Source organism: Kitasatospora sp. NPDC057965, assembly GCF_042887135.1.
Taxonomy (GTDB): Bacteria; Actinomycetota; Actinomycetes; order Streptomycetales; family Streptomycetaceae; genus Kitasatospora.
In genome coordinates this window covers 99,716-113,900 of sequence record NZ_JBHVPZ010000013.1, presented here as the reverse complement: position 1 = coordinate 113,900, position 14,185 = coordinate 99,716, and the positions used below count along the sequence as shown (strand labels likewise).

Genomic DNA, 14,185 nt, shown 5'->3' with positions numbered 1-14,185 from the left:
GGCCCGCCCGCCCACCGTCCGGCCCGGGACGCCACCGGGCCGGACGGCCCGGGTGATCTTCGAGCGGCTAGGCTCGGGCCTTTCGGTGTATCGGGCACGGGAGGAACGGTGGGCCGGGTGGGCAGGTGGGAGCGGGCGCTGGACGCGGCGGGGGTCCGGGAGGCCGGGTTGCGGGCCGAGTACGGGCGCCAGCGGGAGCAGGTGACCCGCTACCGGCGCGAGGTCGCGGTGGCGGCCGGGCTGCTGCTGCCGGAGCGCACCGTCCCGCACGTGATCGCCGCGGCGGCGCTCATGCACCGCACGGACACCCTGCTCGACAGCGGCCCGGTCGAGGGACGGCGGGACGCGGCCGCCCGGTGGCGGCAGGACATCACCGACGGCCTCGCCACCGGCCGCACCGACGACCCGGGGCTGCGCCCGCTGCTGCACAGCGCCGCCGAGCACCCCGTGCTGCGGGACCGGGTCCTGGACTACCTGGCGGCGGCGGACGCCGACCTCGACTTCACCGGGTTCGCCACCGAGGCGGACTACCAGCGCTACGTCGACGGGTACTCGCTGCCGGGCTTCATGGTCGTCGCCGCGCTGCTCGGCCCGGCCGGCGACCAGAGCGCCTACCGGGCCGCCTGCCGGACCTTCATCGACGGCAGCCAGCGGCTCGACTTCGTCAACGACCTGGCCGAGGACCTCGCCGAGGGCCGGCTCACGATCCCCCGGCAGGCGCTGGAGCGGTACGGCGTCACCCGGGACGACCTGGAGCAGGCCCGCGACCGCCCGGCCGTCCGGGCCCTGCTCGGCGAACTGCTCGACACCGCCGACCGCACGCTGGCCGAGGGCCGGGCCGTCGTCGAGCTGGTGCCGGCCGCGCACCGGCCGATGGTCCGCTGCGTCGTCGAGGTGGAGACGCTCACCAGCGCCGCTGCCCGGGCCGACCTCGGGGCGCTGCTGCACCGCTCCGCGAGCCCGGCCAAGCCCGCCGCGCTGCGGCTGCTCGCCCGGGAGTACCTGCGGGCGAGGCGGGTCCGCCGCCATCGCGGCTGACCGGCCGGGACGCCGTCAGGGCAAGGTCGGGACGCGGTCGCCGGGACCGGCCGGGTCGTCGTGGATCACCACGAGGATCGCGGCCGGTGCCCCGCCGGTGGAGCGGCAGCGATGCGGCAGCGCGGCGTTGAAGTAGACGCTGTCCCCCGGGGCGAGGGCGACCGTCCGCTCCGGGAACTCCAGTTCGGCGGTGCCCTCGTGGACGAAGAGGAACTCCTCGCCCGCGTGGGACTTGAACGGCGCGTCGGCGGGCTCCAGCGGCGGGTGCATCATGAACGGCACCATCTGCTTGCCGGCCAGCCCGGTGGCGATGCCCTCGTAGCGGGCGCCGCCCGGGACGGCGCCCGCGGTCATCGGGGTCCGCTCGCCGGCCCGCACCACCGTGACCAGCTCGGGCTCCACCTCGTCCGAGAAGAGCCGCCCGACGTCCACGTTGAGCGCGTGCGCGAGCTTCAGCGCGGTGGAGATCGACGGGTCGCTCAGGCCGCGCTCCACCTTGGAGAGGTAGCTCTTGGTGACGCCGACCTGCGCCGCCAACGCCTCCAGGCTGAGCCGGTTCTGCTTCCTCAGCACCCTCACCCGGCTGCTCATGGGCCGCCCCTCGCCACCTGTCGCCACCTGCCACCGCCTGCCGTCACCGCGGAACGTTCCGGTCCAGTATCCCAGCACCGGACCGTCGGACCGTCAGTGCCCTTCGAGGTCGTCGGGACGCACCGCGATGTGGTCCGGGGCGAGTTCGACGGCGACGCGGTGCTCCATGCCGAGCGCCTCCAGGAACTTGGCCGGGAGCTGGACCCGGCCGGTGCGGTCCAGCATCACGTACTCGGTCTCGTTGACCGACTCCTCGCCGTGCTCGTCGGTGAGGGTGCGGCGGAGCACCTCGCTGCTGGTGCGGCCGTCACGGATGGCGACGGTACGGCGGACCTCACCGGCCACCATCGGGTCGTGGGTGACGATGACGACGGTGGCGCCGAGTTCCCGGTTGACGGTGCGGAAGGCCTCGAAGATGCTCGCCCCGGTCTCCGAGTCCAGCTCACCGGTGGGCTCGTCGGCGAGCAGCACCGGCGGGTTGTTGGCCATGGCGACGGCGATCGCGACGCGCTGCTGCTGGCCGCCGGACATCTCGCTCGGCCGGCGGCGGGCGAGTTCGCCGATCTCCAGGGCCTCCAGCAGTTCGGCGACCCGGGCGGCCTGCCCGCGCGATCCGCCGTGCGTCCGGCGGCCGCCGCGAAGCTGCATCGGCAGGGCGATGTTCTCGGCGGCGGTGAGGAAGGGCAGCAGGTTGCGGGCGGTCTGCTGCCAGATGAAGCCGACCACCTCGCGGCGGTAGCGCAGCCGTTCGCGGGGCGACATCTCCAGCAGGTCGCAGCCGGCGACGGTGGCGGTGCCGGCGGTCGGCACGTCCAGCCCGGCGAGGATGGTCAGCAGGGTGGACTTGCCGCTGCCGGACGCGCCGACCAGCGCGACCAGGTCGCCCTGGCGGATGGTCAGTTCGAGGCCCTGCAGGGCCTGCACCTCGACGCCCTGGGCGCTGAAGATGCGCACCAGCCGGTCGCAGACGATCGCGGCGTCCGCGCCGTGGGCGCCTCTGGCTCCGGCCGCGGCGGCGCGGGCCCGCTCCTGGAGTTCCTGGAAGGTGGGGGCCTGGGCGGTCCGCTGGTCCTGGGCGCTGCCGTTCACCGCGGCTCTCCTCTCGTCGGCGCTGGGGTGGTGGTGTCGGTTCCGGTCGGGCACGGGGGCGTCATCGCTGGTCCCCCGCCCGCAGTTCGGTGGTGATCTGGCGCCGGCCGGCGATCAGTGCCTCGGCGACGACGCCGGCCGCGACGAGCGCGGCGAGGCCGGCGGTCTGCAGCAGGACCGGCGGGACGTCGACCGGCAGGCCGCGCGCGATCTCGGCGCCGACCAGGATCGACAGGTCGAAGGACGGGCCGAGCAGGGCGACCGCGGCCAGCGCGACGAGGCCGCCGCCGACCGCCGCGACCAGGGTCTGCGGCAGCGTCTCGACCAGGATCAGCGCCAGGCCCTGCCGGGGGCGCAGGCCCATGGTGCGCAGCCGGGCGAGCAGGGCGGTGCGTTCCGGCGCGGCCCGGACCAGGGTGAGCAGGACGGCGAGCAGGGCGAGCGCGCCGGAGCCGAGGACGGCGCCCCAGAACAGTCGGGCGGCGGACTCCTGGAGCGGGTCGTCGGCGAGTGCGGCGGTGACGGCCGCGCTGGTGCGCACGGTGTAGCCGGCCGGCAGTCCCTCCCCCTGGCCCGCGGACCCGGCGATCGTGGCGCGGGTGGCGCGTTCGGCGTCGCCGGCGATCCGTTCGCGCACCAGGCGCCGCAGTTCGCCCTCGTCGACCGAGCCGGTGGCCAGCCAGAGGTTGGCGCGGCCGAGTTCGGGGGCGGCGGCGACGGCCGGGGCGGTCGGCAGGACGACGAACAGGCGGTCCTCGCCCTGGAGGGCGGGGGTGGCGTCGACGGTGCCGGCGGTGGCGGTGAGCAGTTCGCCGCCGTTCGGCAGGCGCAGGCGGTGGGTGGGTTCCGCGCCGAGTTGCTTGGCGAGCGCGGTGGAGACCAGGACGGGCACGGCCGCGTCGGGTCCGCCGGCGCCGCCGGACAGCACGGCGGGGTCGAAGGCGCCGCGCCCGAGCGAGCGGGAGATCTCCGCGTAGGAGGCGGGGTCGGCGACGACGGCGAAGACCCGGGTGGTGCCGTTGCCGCCGAGCACGAACACCTCGGTGTCGGCCCAGACCGGGGCGGAGGCCCGGACACCGGGCAGCTTGGCCGCCTCCTCGGCGAAGGCGCTCGACACGGTGACGCCGACCGGCACGATCACGGAGGCGTCGCCGCCGACGCTCAGCCGGGCCGCGCGGGTGCGCCCCGTGTCGACGGCGCCCAGCACGGTGGCGCCGAAGCCGGCGGTGGTGACGGCGAGCAGCAGGGCGAGCAGCGGCAGCACGGAGGTGCCCTGCCGGCCGCCGGTGCCGCGGGCGGCGCGGGTCAGACCGAGGAACCCGACGGCGCCCGGACGCCGGGCGGCGACCCGGGTGAGCGCGCCGACCAGCAACGGCTGGAGGCGAGCGAGCAGCAGGCCCCCGGTGAGGGCGAGCAGCAGCGGGGCGACGATCAGCAGGGGGTCGGCGCTCTCGCCGGTGGTGGCGACGCCACGCCGCCGGACCTCCGCCACGGCGGTGATGGTCAGGGCCAGGACGGCGAGTTCGCCGACCAGGCGGCGCCGGCCGCCGCCGGGCCGGGGACGCGCCCACAGCCGCGCGGCGCGCAGCGGGAGGGCGAGCAGGCTGAACAGGGCGACGGCCGAGGCGGCCAGCAGGGCGCCGCCCCAGCGCGGGGCGGGCAGCAGCCAAAGGGCGAGCGCGGTCGCGAGGACGGAGGCCGGCAGGACGGTCACCGCGCCCTCACCGAGCAGCCGCAGCAGGACGCCGGAGCGCGAGCCGCCGCGGGCCTGGAGCAGCCGCAGTTCGGCGGCGCGCCGGTCGCCGGTGAGCGCGGCGGCCAGGCAGAGCACGACCACGCCGACGCCCGCGAGGCCGGCCGGGCCGATCGCGGCGAGCGGCGCGGCGGCCTCCTGCCGCTCGGTGGCCTGGCGGAACAGCGTGGGCAGCTGGGAGACGAGGTGCAGGTCGGGGCGGCGGCTGGCGTTCGCCAGCGCGTTGGCGGTCGGTCCGGTGAGGTAGGAGGCGACCTCCCGGTCGGTCCCGGCGAGCCGGTCGGCGCGCAGGCCGTCGACGTCGACGGGCAGCCGCCAGAAGTCCTGCGCGCCGGTCTGCCAGGTCCGCACCGGTTGGAGGGCGGAGCCGTCGACGAGTCCGCCGATGTGCCAGTAGGCGGCGGGCTCCTTGCCGGTGGTGTAGTTGAGGCAGGCCCGGTTGGGGCAGGGCAGGTCGGTCCAGTAGGGGTCGTTCTGGTCGTCGACGTCGAGGATGCCGACCACCTGGGCCCGGGGCGACTTCTCGTCGCTGGTGGCCGAGGAGGTCTGCAGGATGTCGCCGAGGCGGATGTGGACGGTCTCGGCGACGTCGCGGCTGATCGCGATCGGGACGGGTCCCTCCGCCGAGGGGGCGCCCGGCCAGTCACCCTCGGCGAGCGTCACGTGGTCGCGCAGGCCCTGCAGGTAGAGCAGGTCCAGCATCGGATCGGCCTTCTCGGGCCGGGCCAGGCCCGGGTTGATGAGGGGGCGCGGTTTGCCGCTGCGGCTGCCGTAGACCGGTCCGCCGGGCGCGACGCGGAAGGTGGCTCCGGTGTGCGCGGTGAGCAGGGCGGCGTCGCGGTCCAGGTCCTCGGCGTCGCCGCGCAGGTCGGCGGTGGCGAGGATGCTGGTCGCGGCCGGGCCCCGGTCGCGGAGGAACTCGCGCAGACCCTGGTCGGCGCCGCGGTCCAGCATCCGCGGGAAGGCTGCGGCGAGGAAGACGGTGCCGAACGCGAGCACGGCGGTGAGCAGCGCGGCGAGCGGGGTCGCGCGCAGCCGGGTGCTCACCCACGCCGCGGGGCGGTGGGCGCTCTCCGGTCCGGCGTCGGCGGGCCGGGCGGCCTCGGATCCGGCCGGGCTGGTCACATCTCCTCCAGGTGCCGCAGGCGTTGGGCCACGTCGCGGCGGCGACGGCCGCCGAGCAGGGCCGAGAGCAGGGGGACGGCGGCGATCGCGGCGGCCAGCAGCACGGCGGTGCCGAGCGGCAGGTCGACGACGGCGTCCGGGACGGGGCGGCGGGCCTCCGGGGTGAGCACAACGAGCGGCACGATCAGCCGCACGATCAACGTGCCGAGGGCGAGGCCGACGACGGTGCCGAGGCCGACCAGGACGGCCTGCTCGGCGGTGGCCGTGCGGACCAGACGGCGCCTGGGGGCGCCGAGGGCCAGCAGCAGCGCGGAGTCGCGGGAGCGCTCGGCCGCGGCGGCGGCCGAGGCGGCGCCGAAGCCGATCGCGGCGAGCACCGTGGTGACGAGGGCGATGGCGGCGAGCGCGTTCTGCGGGGCGGCGCTCAGCGGGTCGCCGAGCAGGTCGGCGGCGACCTCGTCGCGGAGCTGGAGTCCCGGGGTGTTGGGAGCCGCGCGCAGGGCGGCGGCCGCCTGGGCGGGGGCCGGGTCGTCCGGGCCGGCGGCGGGCAGCCACCACTCGGTGGGGAGGGGGGTCTCCCGGCCGGTGGCCGCGAGCGCCCGGCCGACGGTGCCGAGATCGACCAGCAGGGCGTTCCCGCCGACGACGGGCAGCGATTCGACCTCGCCGGTGATCCGCACCTGCACGGTGGCGAGGCCGAACGGCACCCGCATGGTCGAGCCGACGCCGGAGCCGGTGGCGGCCAGGTAGTCGCGGGTGGCGACGCCGGTGATCTCGGTCGGCGGCTCGGCTCCGGCCGGGGTGATGACGGCGCGCTGCGTGCCGCGGTTGCCGGTGACGGCCCAGTAGCGCGCGCTCAGCAGCGGCCGGTCGTCGGCCCGGCCGGGGAGGATCTCCACGTGGGCGTCGTGGTCGGTGCCGTCGCCGGGGTTGGCCCAGCCGAAGCCGGCGGGGACGGCGGCCGGTACCGCGGGGGACGTCGCGTCGTCGGCGGCGGCGAGCCCCCGGAGGGTCAGCGTGCCGCCGTCGGTGGGGCCGAAGGAGAGGGTCACGCCGACGACGGTCAGCGGCGCGGACACCGAGCTGCGTCCGCCGTCGGTGAGCCAGGCGAGGTTCGCGGTGGCGCGGCCCTCGCCGGAGGCGGGGATGCCGCGCAGCGGGGCGACGAAGGAGACGTTGTGGCGGTCGCGCAGCAGCAGCCAGGCGTCCGGGGCCCTGACCGGTGGCGGCATGGCCTCGCCGGGCTCCGGCCGCCACGCGTTCGGCGTGAAGGTGACCTCGGCCTCGATGCGCTGCGGACGGCCGGGCAGCGGGATCCCGGCCGCGGCCCCGGCGGGCGCGTTCGCGGCGAGCGGGGTGAACAGCCGCTTCGGGTCCTGACCGTCGAGCAGGTCGGAGCGGACCGGGACGCGCTCGGCGAAGGCGGCGGCGTCCACGGCGAGGATCTGTCCGTGGCCGCCGTCGGGCAGTGACTGCTCCTGGCGGCTGACGGGGACGATCCGGTCGCCGCCGGGCAGGGCGGCGAAGCGGCTGCCCTGACCGAGCGGGTCGGTGTGGAGGCTGTGGACGCGCAGGCCGCCGGCGGTGGCGAAGGAGGCCTGGTCCTGCTGGGAGGTGTTCCAGGTGTCGTGCTGGCCGAGGGCGAGGACGCCGGTGGAGACGCCGAGCACCAGCAGCAGGACCGGCCCGCCCGCCTGGCCGGGGCGGCGGGCGAGCTGCCAGCCGACCAGGGCGGGTCCGAGGCCGCGTCCCCGGGCGGCGATCCGGGCGCCGAGGCGGGCGGCGAGCGGCAGCAGGCGCAGTGCGAGCAGGGTGCCGGCGCCGAGGGCGAGGGTGGGGGTGGCGATGAGGACCGGGTCCAGGCCGAGGCGGCCGTCGGCGTCCGGCGACAGGCCGCCGCTGTACTGGGAGAGCTGTTGGTAGGCGAGGACGGCCAGCGCGAGCAGGGCGAGGTCGGCGCCGGAGCGGGCGGCGCCCGCGGCCAGGGCCTGGCGGCTGCCGGCCCGGCGCAGCACGGCGGCGCCGGCGCCGCGCAGCAGGGCGGGCACGGCGGCGAGCAGGACGCAGCCCAGCGCACAGGCGACCGCGACCGGCCACAGGGTCCAGCGCAGTGTGGTGTCCAGCGGCACGTGGCGCAGCGGACCGAAGCTTCCGAGGAGGCTCAGCAGCGGCGGGGTGAGCAGCGGGGCGAGCAGGGCGGCGGGCAGCGCGAGCAGCAGGGCCTCGGTGGCGCTGAAGGCGCCGAGCCGCAGGCCGGAGGCGCCGCGGGCGGCGAGCAGCGCGTTCTCGGCCTGCTGGCGGGTGGCGATCAGGTGGACGACGAGCAGCAGGGCGGCGGCGGCCAGCACGATCAGCTGGAGGGCGCCGATGAGCAGGGTGGAGCGGGCGACCATGGCGCTGGAGTCCAGCTCGCGCAGCAGGTCGGCGAGGTCGGTGCGGGCGATCAGCCCGCCGTTCCTGTTGAGGTCGTCGCCGGCCGGGGTGATCCGCGTGCGCAGGGCGTTCACGTCGCCGGCGCCGGCGGTGGTGAAGTCGGCGTCGACCAGCCAGCTGCGGCCGTTCTGCGGGATGCCGGCGGCGGTGAAGGCGGTGTCGTCGACGAGCAGCGGGCCGTAGGTGGTGAAGCCGCCGACCAGGACCTCGCGGCCCTGCAGCGGGTCGAGCCGCCAGTAGAGGTCGCCGGGGTCGGTGGCGCGGTAGACGCCGGTGATCCGGACGGTGAGCGGGGCGCCGCCGTAGCGGTCGGTGAGCCGCACCTCTGCGGGGAGGGCGTCGGCGGCGAGGCCGAGGCGGCTGAGCGCGGCCTTCGGGACGGCCGCCTGGACCGGGGCCGCGGTGCCGGACGCCGCGGGGGCGGGCCAGGCGCCGGCGAGCAGCTGGACGTCCTGGCGGTCGAGGGCGGCGAGGACGGTGAGGTCGTCCTCCTTGGCGGCGCCGGGTCCGCCGGGCGCGGCCGCATTGCTCGTCTGCTTGTCCGCCGGGGCAGTCTGCGCGCCGGCCGCCGGGGCGCCGGGCAGGCCGTAGGAGCGGCTGCGGGACAGGCCGCGGGTCTCGGTCGGCAGGTCGCCGAAGAGGGCGCGGGCGTAGTCGCCCACCGCCGCGTCGTCCTTGGCCCGCCGGTCCAGCCCGTGCTCGGAGTTGACCACCACGGTGGTCCTCGGATGGCCCTGGCCCTGGAGGGCCTGGCGCTGTCCGATCTCGCCGACGGTGCGCTGGAAGGCGACCAGCGCGGTGAGCACCGCCGTCGTGATCAGTACGGTGAGCAGGGCGGCGGCGGCCAGGGGCAGTCGCCCGCGCAAACGGCGCACGACAAAGCCGAGCATCCTGTTCCTCCCCCGGTCCTCAGGAATGTCCGCGCCGCACCGCGCCGCCCGGACCGGGCGCGCGTCTCCCGCTGCGCGAATGGGGCGCCCGCGGGCGCCGCAAGGTGATCTCCGATGCTTGATCACCGGATAGCGGACGATGCTGTCAGATCCGGTCAAAGAAGGGAAGGGACTTGCGCGAAGGATGCAAGTAATGAGCAAATGCTCCGAACCACGACCGGACCACGCCTGACGGCACGTCGGCTCTTACCGGATTCGCGCAGCCATGGACACTTCAAACAATCCGGCGCCGCCCCGTCGGCGGGACGCGCCGGGGCCCGCCCAGGGGGACGCCGTATGACGCAGCAACCGGCCGGCACCGCGACCGCTCCGATGGTGACCGTCACCGACGTCCACCGCAGCTTCGGAACCGGCGAACGGGCCGTGCACGCCCTGCGCGGCGTCTCCTTCACCATCGGCCGCGGCGAACTCACCGCGCTCAAGGGCCGTTCCGGCTCCGGCAAGACCACCCTGCTCAACCTGGTCGGCGGCCTGGACAGCCCGAGCGGGGGCACCATCACCCTGGACGGCACCGACCTCGGCGGCCTGGACGAGGACGGCCGGCTGGCGCTGCGCCGGGACCGGCTGGGCTTCGTCTTCCAGTCCTTCGGCCTGCTCCCGGTGCTCACCGCCGCCGAGAACGTCGGCGTGCCGATGCGGCTGCGCAAGGTGCCGGCCGCCCAGCGCGAGGAGCGCGCCCGCGACCTGCTGGCGCTGGTCGGCCTGGCCGACCACGCCAACCAGCGCCCCGGCGAGCTGTCCGGCGGCCAGCAGCAGCGCGTCGCCGTCGCCCGGGCGCTGGCCAACGAGCCCGACCTGATCATCGCCGACGAGCCGACCGGCCAGCTGGACTCGGAGACCGGCCGTTCCATCATGGAGCTGCTGCGCGCCGTGGTCCGCAGCGAGGGCGTCACCATCCTGGTCGCCACCCACGACCCGAACCTCATGGAGCTCGCCGACCGCGTGGTCGAACTCCGCGACGGCCGCATCGTCGAGGAGGCCCCGGCGGCCGAGGCGCCCGTCGGCTGAGGCGCCCGCTGGTTGAGGCTCCCACTGGTTGAGGTCCCGTCGGCCGAGGTCCCGGACACGCGTCGGCGACCGCGCGACCGTCCCCGACGCGCCGACCGGGCCCGCGAGCGGCCGACACCGCCGCCACGCCGACCGGGCGTTAGCATCCATGCAAGGTCGGGCCGCACGGCCCTGACCACATGGAGAGGCGGAGAGCGCCATGGCAGTCGAGATCCAGGTCGAGTCCCTGGGCGACCACGAGCACCTGGTCCGGGTCCGCGAGGGCGCCGCCGAGGCCGAGACGCGGATCCGGGTCACCGACGGTGTGCTCGACCAGCCGCAGATCACCGCGGCCGGGGCCGACGAGACCAGGATCGTGCACGAGACGGTGGCCTTCCTGGTCGAGCGCCAGCCCGTGATCGACATCCCGCCGATGATCGACCTCGACGACCTCGCGGACGCCTACGGCACCCCGTACCTGGACGACCTCGGCCGCCGCCTCACCGCACGGTAGATCAGCCGGCGCCGCGGGCGGCCACGGGGTCGGTGACGCCGCCGGGCGAGGCCTCGCCGCCGATGTTCCAGTCGGCGAGGCCGGCCGCGGACTGGTAGACGGACTCGTAGAAGTCCAGCACCGCGGCCCGCGGGTCCTCGCCGCCGCGCACGTCGTCGTACTCCAGGACGGCCAGGTGGCTGCCGTTGCGCTCGACCCAGCGGGCCGCGCCGGGGCGCAGCGGGCGTTCGGCCAGGCCGGCGGGTTCGGGCGCCGTGTAGGAGTAGAAGGCCGGCCGGGGGAAGGCGTCGTCGCCGAACCAGAAGCCGGCGCTGATGACCTCCCGGGAGTAGGCCTCGCGGGTCACCGGGTCGACGCTCGGCGGCTGGTCCACCCGGCGGCCGGAGAAGCGGCTGACGGCGATGTCGAAGGTGTGCCAGAAGTGGTGCACCGGGCTGATCTTCCCGCAGAAGCGGGCGGCGAACTCCTCCAGCACCAGGGCGACCTGGCCGAGCACCTGCCAGTAGCGGTTGACCCAGAACGGGTCGTACGCGGCGTGCTCGGTGTCCTCGGTGAACGGCCGCCCGGCGTCGGGCAGGTCGAAGGGGTGCGGGTGCGGGAGGGCCACCGGCACGCCGACCACCGCGAGGGCGTCGAGCGTCTGGCGGTAGAACGAGGCCACGGACTGCCCGGTGAGCGGGAACGAGACCCGGCGGCCGTCCGAGGAGCAGACCACCAGCCGGTGGTCGACGAAGTCGAAGTCGACGCAGAAGGTGCCGCCCCCGTCGGGCAGGGCCATCGGCCGGGTGGTGATTCCGCGCCCGGTGAGGTAGTAGGGGACGTTCCACCAGTGGTTGCGCCGCACGCTCTCCGCCAGGCGGATCTTGCCGACGACCTGGGCGAACCGGTGCACGGTCGCCTTGGAGTCCTGCCACCGCGCCAGCGGGATGGGGGGAAACAGCTCCATGGGGCCACGCTAGGCCCACCCGGGCGCTCCCGCATCCGCGCCCGGCGCGGGGCGGCCCGGGGTCAGGGCCGGGCCGGGGTCAGGGCCGGGCCGGGGTCAGGGCCGGGTGTCGGCGCCCGCCACGCACGGGTGCGGACCCGGGACGGGCTCGCCGGCCACGATCGCCCGGTGCACCTCGCGCAGCTGCCGGCCCGGACCCAGGCCCAGCTCCCGCCGCAAGGTGGTCTCGGCCCGCCGGTAGGCCCACAGCGCCTCGGCCCGGCGCTCCGAGGCGTACAGGGCCCGCATCAGCTGGGCGTGGAACGCCTCGTGCAGGGGGTGTTCGGCGACCAGGGCGGAGAGCAGCCCGATCAGCGAGCGGTGCCGGTCCAGCGCGAGGCCGACCTCGACGTGGTCCTCCAGGCACTGCAGCCGCCGGGTCCTCGCCCAGGCGGCGAAGACCCCGATCAGCGGGCCGTGCCGGCGCGGGTCCGGGAGCGGTCCGCGCCACAGCGCGACCGCCCGGGCCAGCGCGCGGGAGCTCTCCTCCAGGTCCCCTCCGGCCCGGGCGGCCCGGGCCAGACGGGTGAGCCGTTCCAGCTCCCCCCAGTCGGTGTCGGCCGGATCGACCGCCAGCAGGTAGCCGGGGTGCTCGGTGACGATCGGCGAGGGTCCGGGCGCGGCCCGCGCCAGCAGCTTGCGCAGCTGGGAGACGTAGACGTGCAGGCCGGCGGACGCGCGGCGGGGCGGGGAGCCGTCCCAGAGCTCGGTGATCAGCGCCTCCTTGGAGACGACCGTGTTCGCCCGGACCACCAGGGCGGTCAGCAGCGTCGCCACCTTGGGCGCGTTGACGGTCAGCACGGTGGCTCCGGCGGTGACCCGCAGCGGGCCGAGCACCTCGTACCGCATGACGGCCTCCCCCCGGGACCTGTCCGCCGCTCACGCCGTGTACTGGGCGTTCCAGCCGGCGGCCACGTCGAGCGAGACGCCGCTGATGTGCCGGGCCGCGTCGGAGGCCAGGAACAGCGCGGCGTCCGCGGCCTCCGAGGGCTCGATGTACGGCACGCGCATCGGCATGAGGCTCGCCCAGGCCGCGGCGGCGGCCTGCGGGGTGGGGTCGTCGGGGCTGAACTGGCGGTAGTTCAGCTCGTTGTTGATCATCGCGGTGTTGGTGAAGCTGGGCGAGACGGCGTTGACGGTGATGCCGTACGGGCCCAGTTCCAGCGCGGCGGACTTGAGCAGGCCGAGCACGCCCCACTTGGCGGCCGCGTAGTGGGTCATGTTCGCCGCGCCGACCCGGGAGGCGACCGAGCCGGTGACCAGGATGCGGCCGCCGCGCTGCGGCACCATGACCCGGGCCGCGGCCCGGAAGGTGTGGAAGACGCCGGTCAGGTCGGTGTCGATCATGTCGCGCCAGACCTCGTCGGTCATCTCCAGCAGCGGGGAGGTGCTCCACAGGCCGGCGTTGGCGCAGACGACGTCCAGCCGCCCGAACTCCTCCACCGCCGTGTCGACGACCCCGTCCACCTCGGCGGAGACCCGGACGTCGGCCGTCCGCACGACGCATTTGGCGCCGATTTCCTCGACCGCCCGCCGGGTTTCCTCCAGGTCCTTCGAGGTGCCCATCGGAATCGGCACGGAATCGATCTGGGCCGCGATGTCGGAGAGGACGACGTGCGCCCCCTCGGCGGCAAACGCGAGGGCGTAGGAACGGCCGATCCCGCGGGCCGCCCCCGTGATCGCCACGACCTTTCCGGTGAACCTGGACACGCCGGACCCCCTTCGCACGATGACGTTTCGACCGAGGCTAGGCGCCGGCGCACAAGGCCCGCACAAGGATCACCCGAGGCCGCTCCGGCCTTGCTGGACAGGCCGGACCGCGGTTCGTCAGGATCTCGACCGATGTCGGGAGTTCCGTCCGAACGCGCGGAGAGAAGGGTAGTCCCCGTGATTCCTGAGAGCCATCGAGACCTGCTGGAGCGGCCGCTCTTCGCGCATTTCGCGACGGTCCGGCCGGACGGTTCCCCCCAGGTGAACCCGACCTGGTTCGAATGGGATGGGAACCACCTGTGGTTCACCAATTCGACGCTGCGGCGGAAGTACCTGAACATCCAGGAGAATCCCGCGGTGGCGGTTTCGGTCATCGACCCGGAGCAGCCCTACCGCTATCTGGAGATCCGGGGCCAGGTCGACCTGGTGGAGCCGGACCCGGCGGCGTCGACGTTCCTGCGGCTGGCGAAGCGCTACGGAGTGGAGGACGCGACGGTCCCGCCGGACGCGCCGTCCCGCGTCGTCTACCGGATGACGCCGCGGCACGTCACGTTCCAGTGACCGCCGCGTCGACGGGCGGCAGTTCGTCGGCCGGCGGCTCGGTGAGCGGACGGTCCGCCAGGACCAGGTCCAGCAGGCCGGGGAACTGCTCGTCGAACTCCGCCCGGCGCAGCCGGTTGAGGCGGCGCGAACCGTCGTCGTGCTGCAGCAGTAGCCCGGCCTGCCGCAGCACGGTGAAGTGGTGGCTCAGCCCGGACTTGCGGATCGGCAGATCGAAGGTGCCGCAGGCGAGTTCGGCGGGCTCGGCGGCCGCGAGCTGCCGCAGCAGGGACAGCCGTACCGGATCGGCGACCGCCTGGAGCACCGTCAGCAACGGCACGTCACGTGGATGACGGTGCGTCAGAGTGGCGGCCCGCGCGGTGACTTTCGCATCCGACTTGCGCGAAGTGGTGTTTGAGCGGGATCGTACACTCCTAGGATCTGTTTGATTCATGTCGTACACCTTACCC

The 14,185-nt window shown here is 75.4% G+C and carries 12 protein-coding genes; 4 read left to right on the top strand and 8 right to left on the bottom strand.

The genetic code is table 11. The features are described from left to right. The first annotated feature begins 117 nt into the window (after positions 1–117). Positions 118–1,038 (top strand): phytoene/squalene synthase family protein, encoded by a 921-nt coding sequence (locus ACFVVU_RS18720; RefSeq protein WP_387790987.1) that lies wholly within the window; start codon positions 118–120, stop codon positions 1,036–1,038. A gap of 15 nt (positions 1,039–1,053) precedes the next feature. Here ACFVVU_RS18720 and ACFVVU_RS18715 read toward each other — a convergent pair whose 3' ends face one another. The 4 genes from ACFVVU_RS18715 to ACFVVU_RS18700 all read right to left on the bottom strand — a co-directional run bounded on the left by ACFVVU_RS18715 (position 1,054) and on the right by ACFVVU_RS18700 (position 8,919). Next, positions 1,054–1,629, bottom strand: coding sequence for a helix-turn-helix domain-containing protein (locus ACFVVU_RS18715; RefSeq protein WP_380683423.1), 576 nt, complete (start codon positions 1,627–1,629; stop codon positions 1,054–1,056). 93 nt (positions 1,630–1,722) lie between these two features. After that, on the bottom strand, positions 1,723–2,718 hold the full coding sequence (locus ACFVVU_RS18710) for an ABC transporter ATP-binding protein (protein ID WP_380683424.1): 996 nt from the start codon (positions 2,716–2,718) through the stop codon (positions 1,723–1,725). A 61-nt stretch (positions 2,719–2,779) separates the two neighbouring features. Next, positions 2,780–5,596: an FtsX-like permease family protein gene (locus ACFVVU_RS18705; RefSeq protein WP_387790984.1), complete on the bottom strand. Its 2,817-nt coding sequence runs from the start codon at positions 5,594–5,596 to the stop codon at positions 2,780–2,782. Beyond that, positions 5,593–8,919: an FtsX-like permease family protein gene (locus ACFVVU_RS18700; protein ID WP_387790982.1), complete on the bottom strand. Its 3,327-nt coding sequence runs from the start codon at positions 8,917–8,919 to the stop codon at positions 5,593–5,595. Before ACFVVU_RS18700 ends, ACFVVU_RS18705 begins: the two co-directional genes overlap by 4 nt. Before the next feature lie 336 nt (positions 8,920–9,255). Between ACFVVU_RS18700 and ACFVVU_RS18695 the strand changes: the two genes are divergently transcribed. Further along, a complete protein-coding gene (locus tag ACFVVU_RS18695; protein WP_387790980.1) occupies positions 9,256–9,987 on the top strand; it encodes an ABC transporter ATP-binding protein in 732 nt (243 codons plus the stop codon). Positions 9,988–10,186: 199 nt separating this feature from the next. Beyond that, a complete protein-coding gene (locus ACFVVU_RS18690) occupies positions 10,187–10,480 on the top strand; it encodes a hypothetical protein (RefSeq protein ID WP_380683430.1) in 294 nt (97 codons plus the stop codon). 1 nt (position 10,481) lies between these two features. Here ACFVVU_RS18690 and ACFVVU_RS18685 read toward each other — a convergent pair whose 3' ends face one another. From ACFVVU_RS18685 to ACFVVU_RS18675, 3 genes are all read right to left on the bottom strand, one after another. Further along, positions 10,482–11,426 (bottom strand): DUF5996 family protein, encoded by a 945-nt coding sequence (locus ACFVVU_RS18685; RefSeq protein ID WP_387790978.1) that lies wholly within the window; start codon positions 11,424–11,426, stop codon positions 10,482–10,484. Positions 11,427–11,522: 96 nt separating this feature from the next. Beyond that, positions 11,523–12,314, bottom strand: coding sequence for a BTAD domain-containing putative transcriptional regulator (locus ACFVVU_RS18680; protein WP_380683433.1), 792 nt, complete (start codon positions 12,312–12,314; stop codon positions 11,523–11,525). 30 nt (positions 12,315–12,344) lie between these two features. Then, a complete protein-coding gene (locus ACFVVU_RS18675; RefSeq protein ID WP_387790977.1) occupies positions 12,345–13,175 on the bottom strand; it encodes a mycofactocin-coupled SDR family oxidoreductase in 831 nt (276 codons plus the stop codon). 132 nt (positions 13,176–13,307) lie between these two features. Here ACFVVU_RS18675 and ACFVVU_RS18670 point away from each other — a divergent pair, with 132 nt between their 5' ends. Then, positions 13,308–13,736, top strand: coding sequence for a PPOX class F420-dependent oxidoreductase (locus ACFVVU_RS18670; RefSeq protein ID WP_380683435.1), 429 nt, complete (start codon positions 13,308–13,310; stop codon positions 13,734–13,736). Here the strand turns inward: ACFVVU_RS18670 and ACFVVU_RS18665 are convergent. Continuing rightward, positions 13,723–14,055 carry an ArsR/SmtB family transcription factor gene (locus tag ACFVVU_RS18665; protein ID WP_380683436.1) on the bottom strand — a complete coding sequence of 111 codons (333 nt, stop codon included), beginning with the start codon at positions 14,053–14,055 and terminating at the stop codon, positions 13,723–13,725. The two genes, ACFVVU_RS18670 and ACFVVU_RS18665, sit on opposite strands and share 14 nt — an antisense overlap. Positions 14,056–14,185 lie beyond the last annotated feature (130 nt).

Bases quoted from the DNA above. Each gene is read 5' to 3' on its own strand.
- ACFVVU_RS18670 (WP_380683435.1), top strand. From the start codon at position 13,308: ATGTCGGGAGTTCCGTCCGAACGCGCGGAGAGAAGGGTAGTCCCCGTG.
- ACFVVU_RS18690 (WP_380683430.1), top strand. From the start codon at position 10,187: ATGGCAGTCGAGATCCAGGTCGAGTCCCTGGGCGACCACGAGCACCTG.
- ACFVVU_RS18715 (WP_380683423.1), bottom strand. From the start codon at position 1,629: ATGAGCAGCCGGGTGAGGGTGCTGAGGAAGCAGAACCGGCTCAGCCTG.
- ACFVVU_RS18685 (WP_387790978.1), bottom strand. From the start codon at position 11,426: ATGGAGCTGTTTCCCCCCATCCCGCTGGCGCGGTGGCAGGACTCCAAG.
- ACFVVU_RS18680 (WP_380683433.1), bottom strand. From the start codon at position 12,314: ATGCGGTACGAGGTGCTCGGCCCGCTGCGGGTCACCGCCGGAGCCACC.
- ACFVVU_RS18695 (WP_387790980.1), top strand. From the start codon at position 9,256: ATGACGCAGCAACCGGCCGGCACCGCGACCGCTCCGATGGTGACCGTC.
- ACFVVU_RS18700 (WP_387790982.1), bottom strand. From the start codon at position 8,919: ATGCTCGGCTTTGTCGTGCGCCGTTTGCGCGGGCGACTGCCCCTGGCC.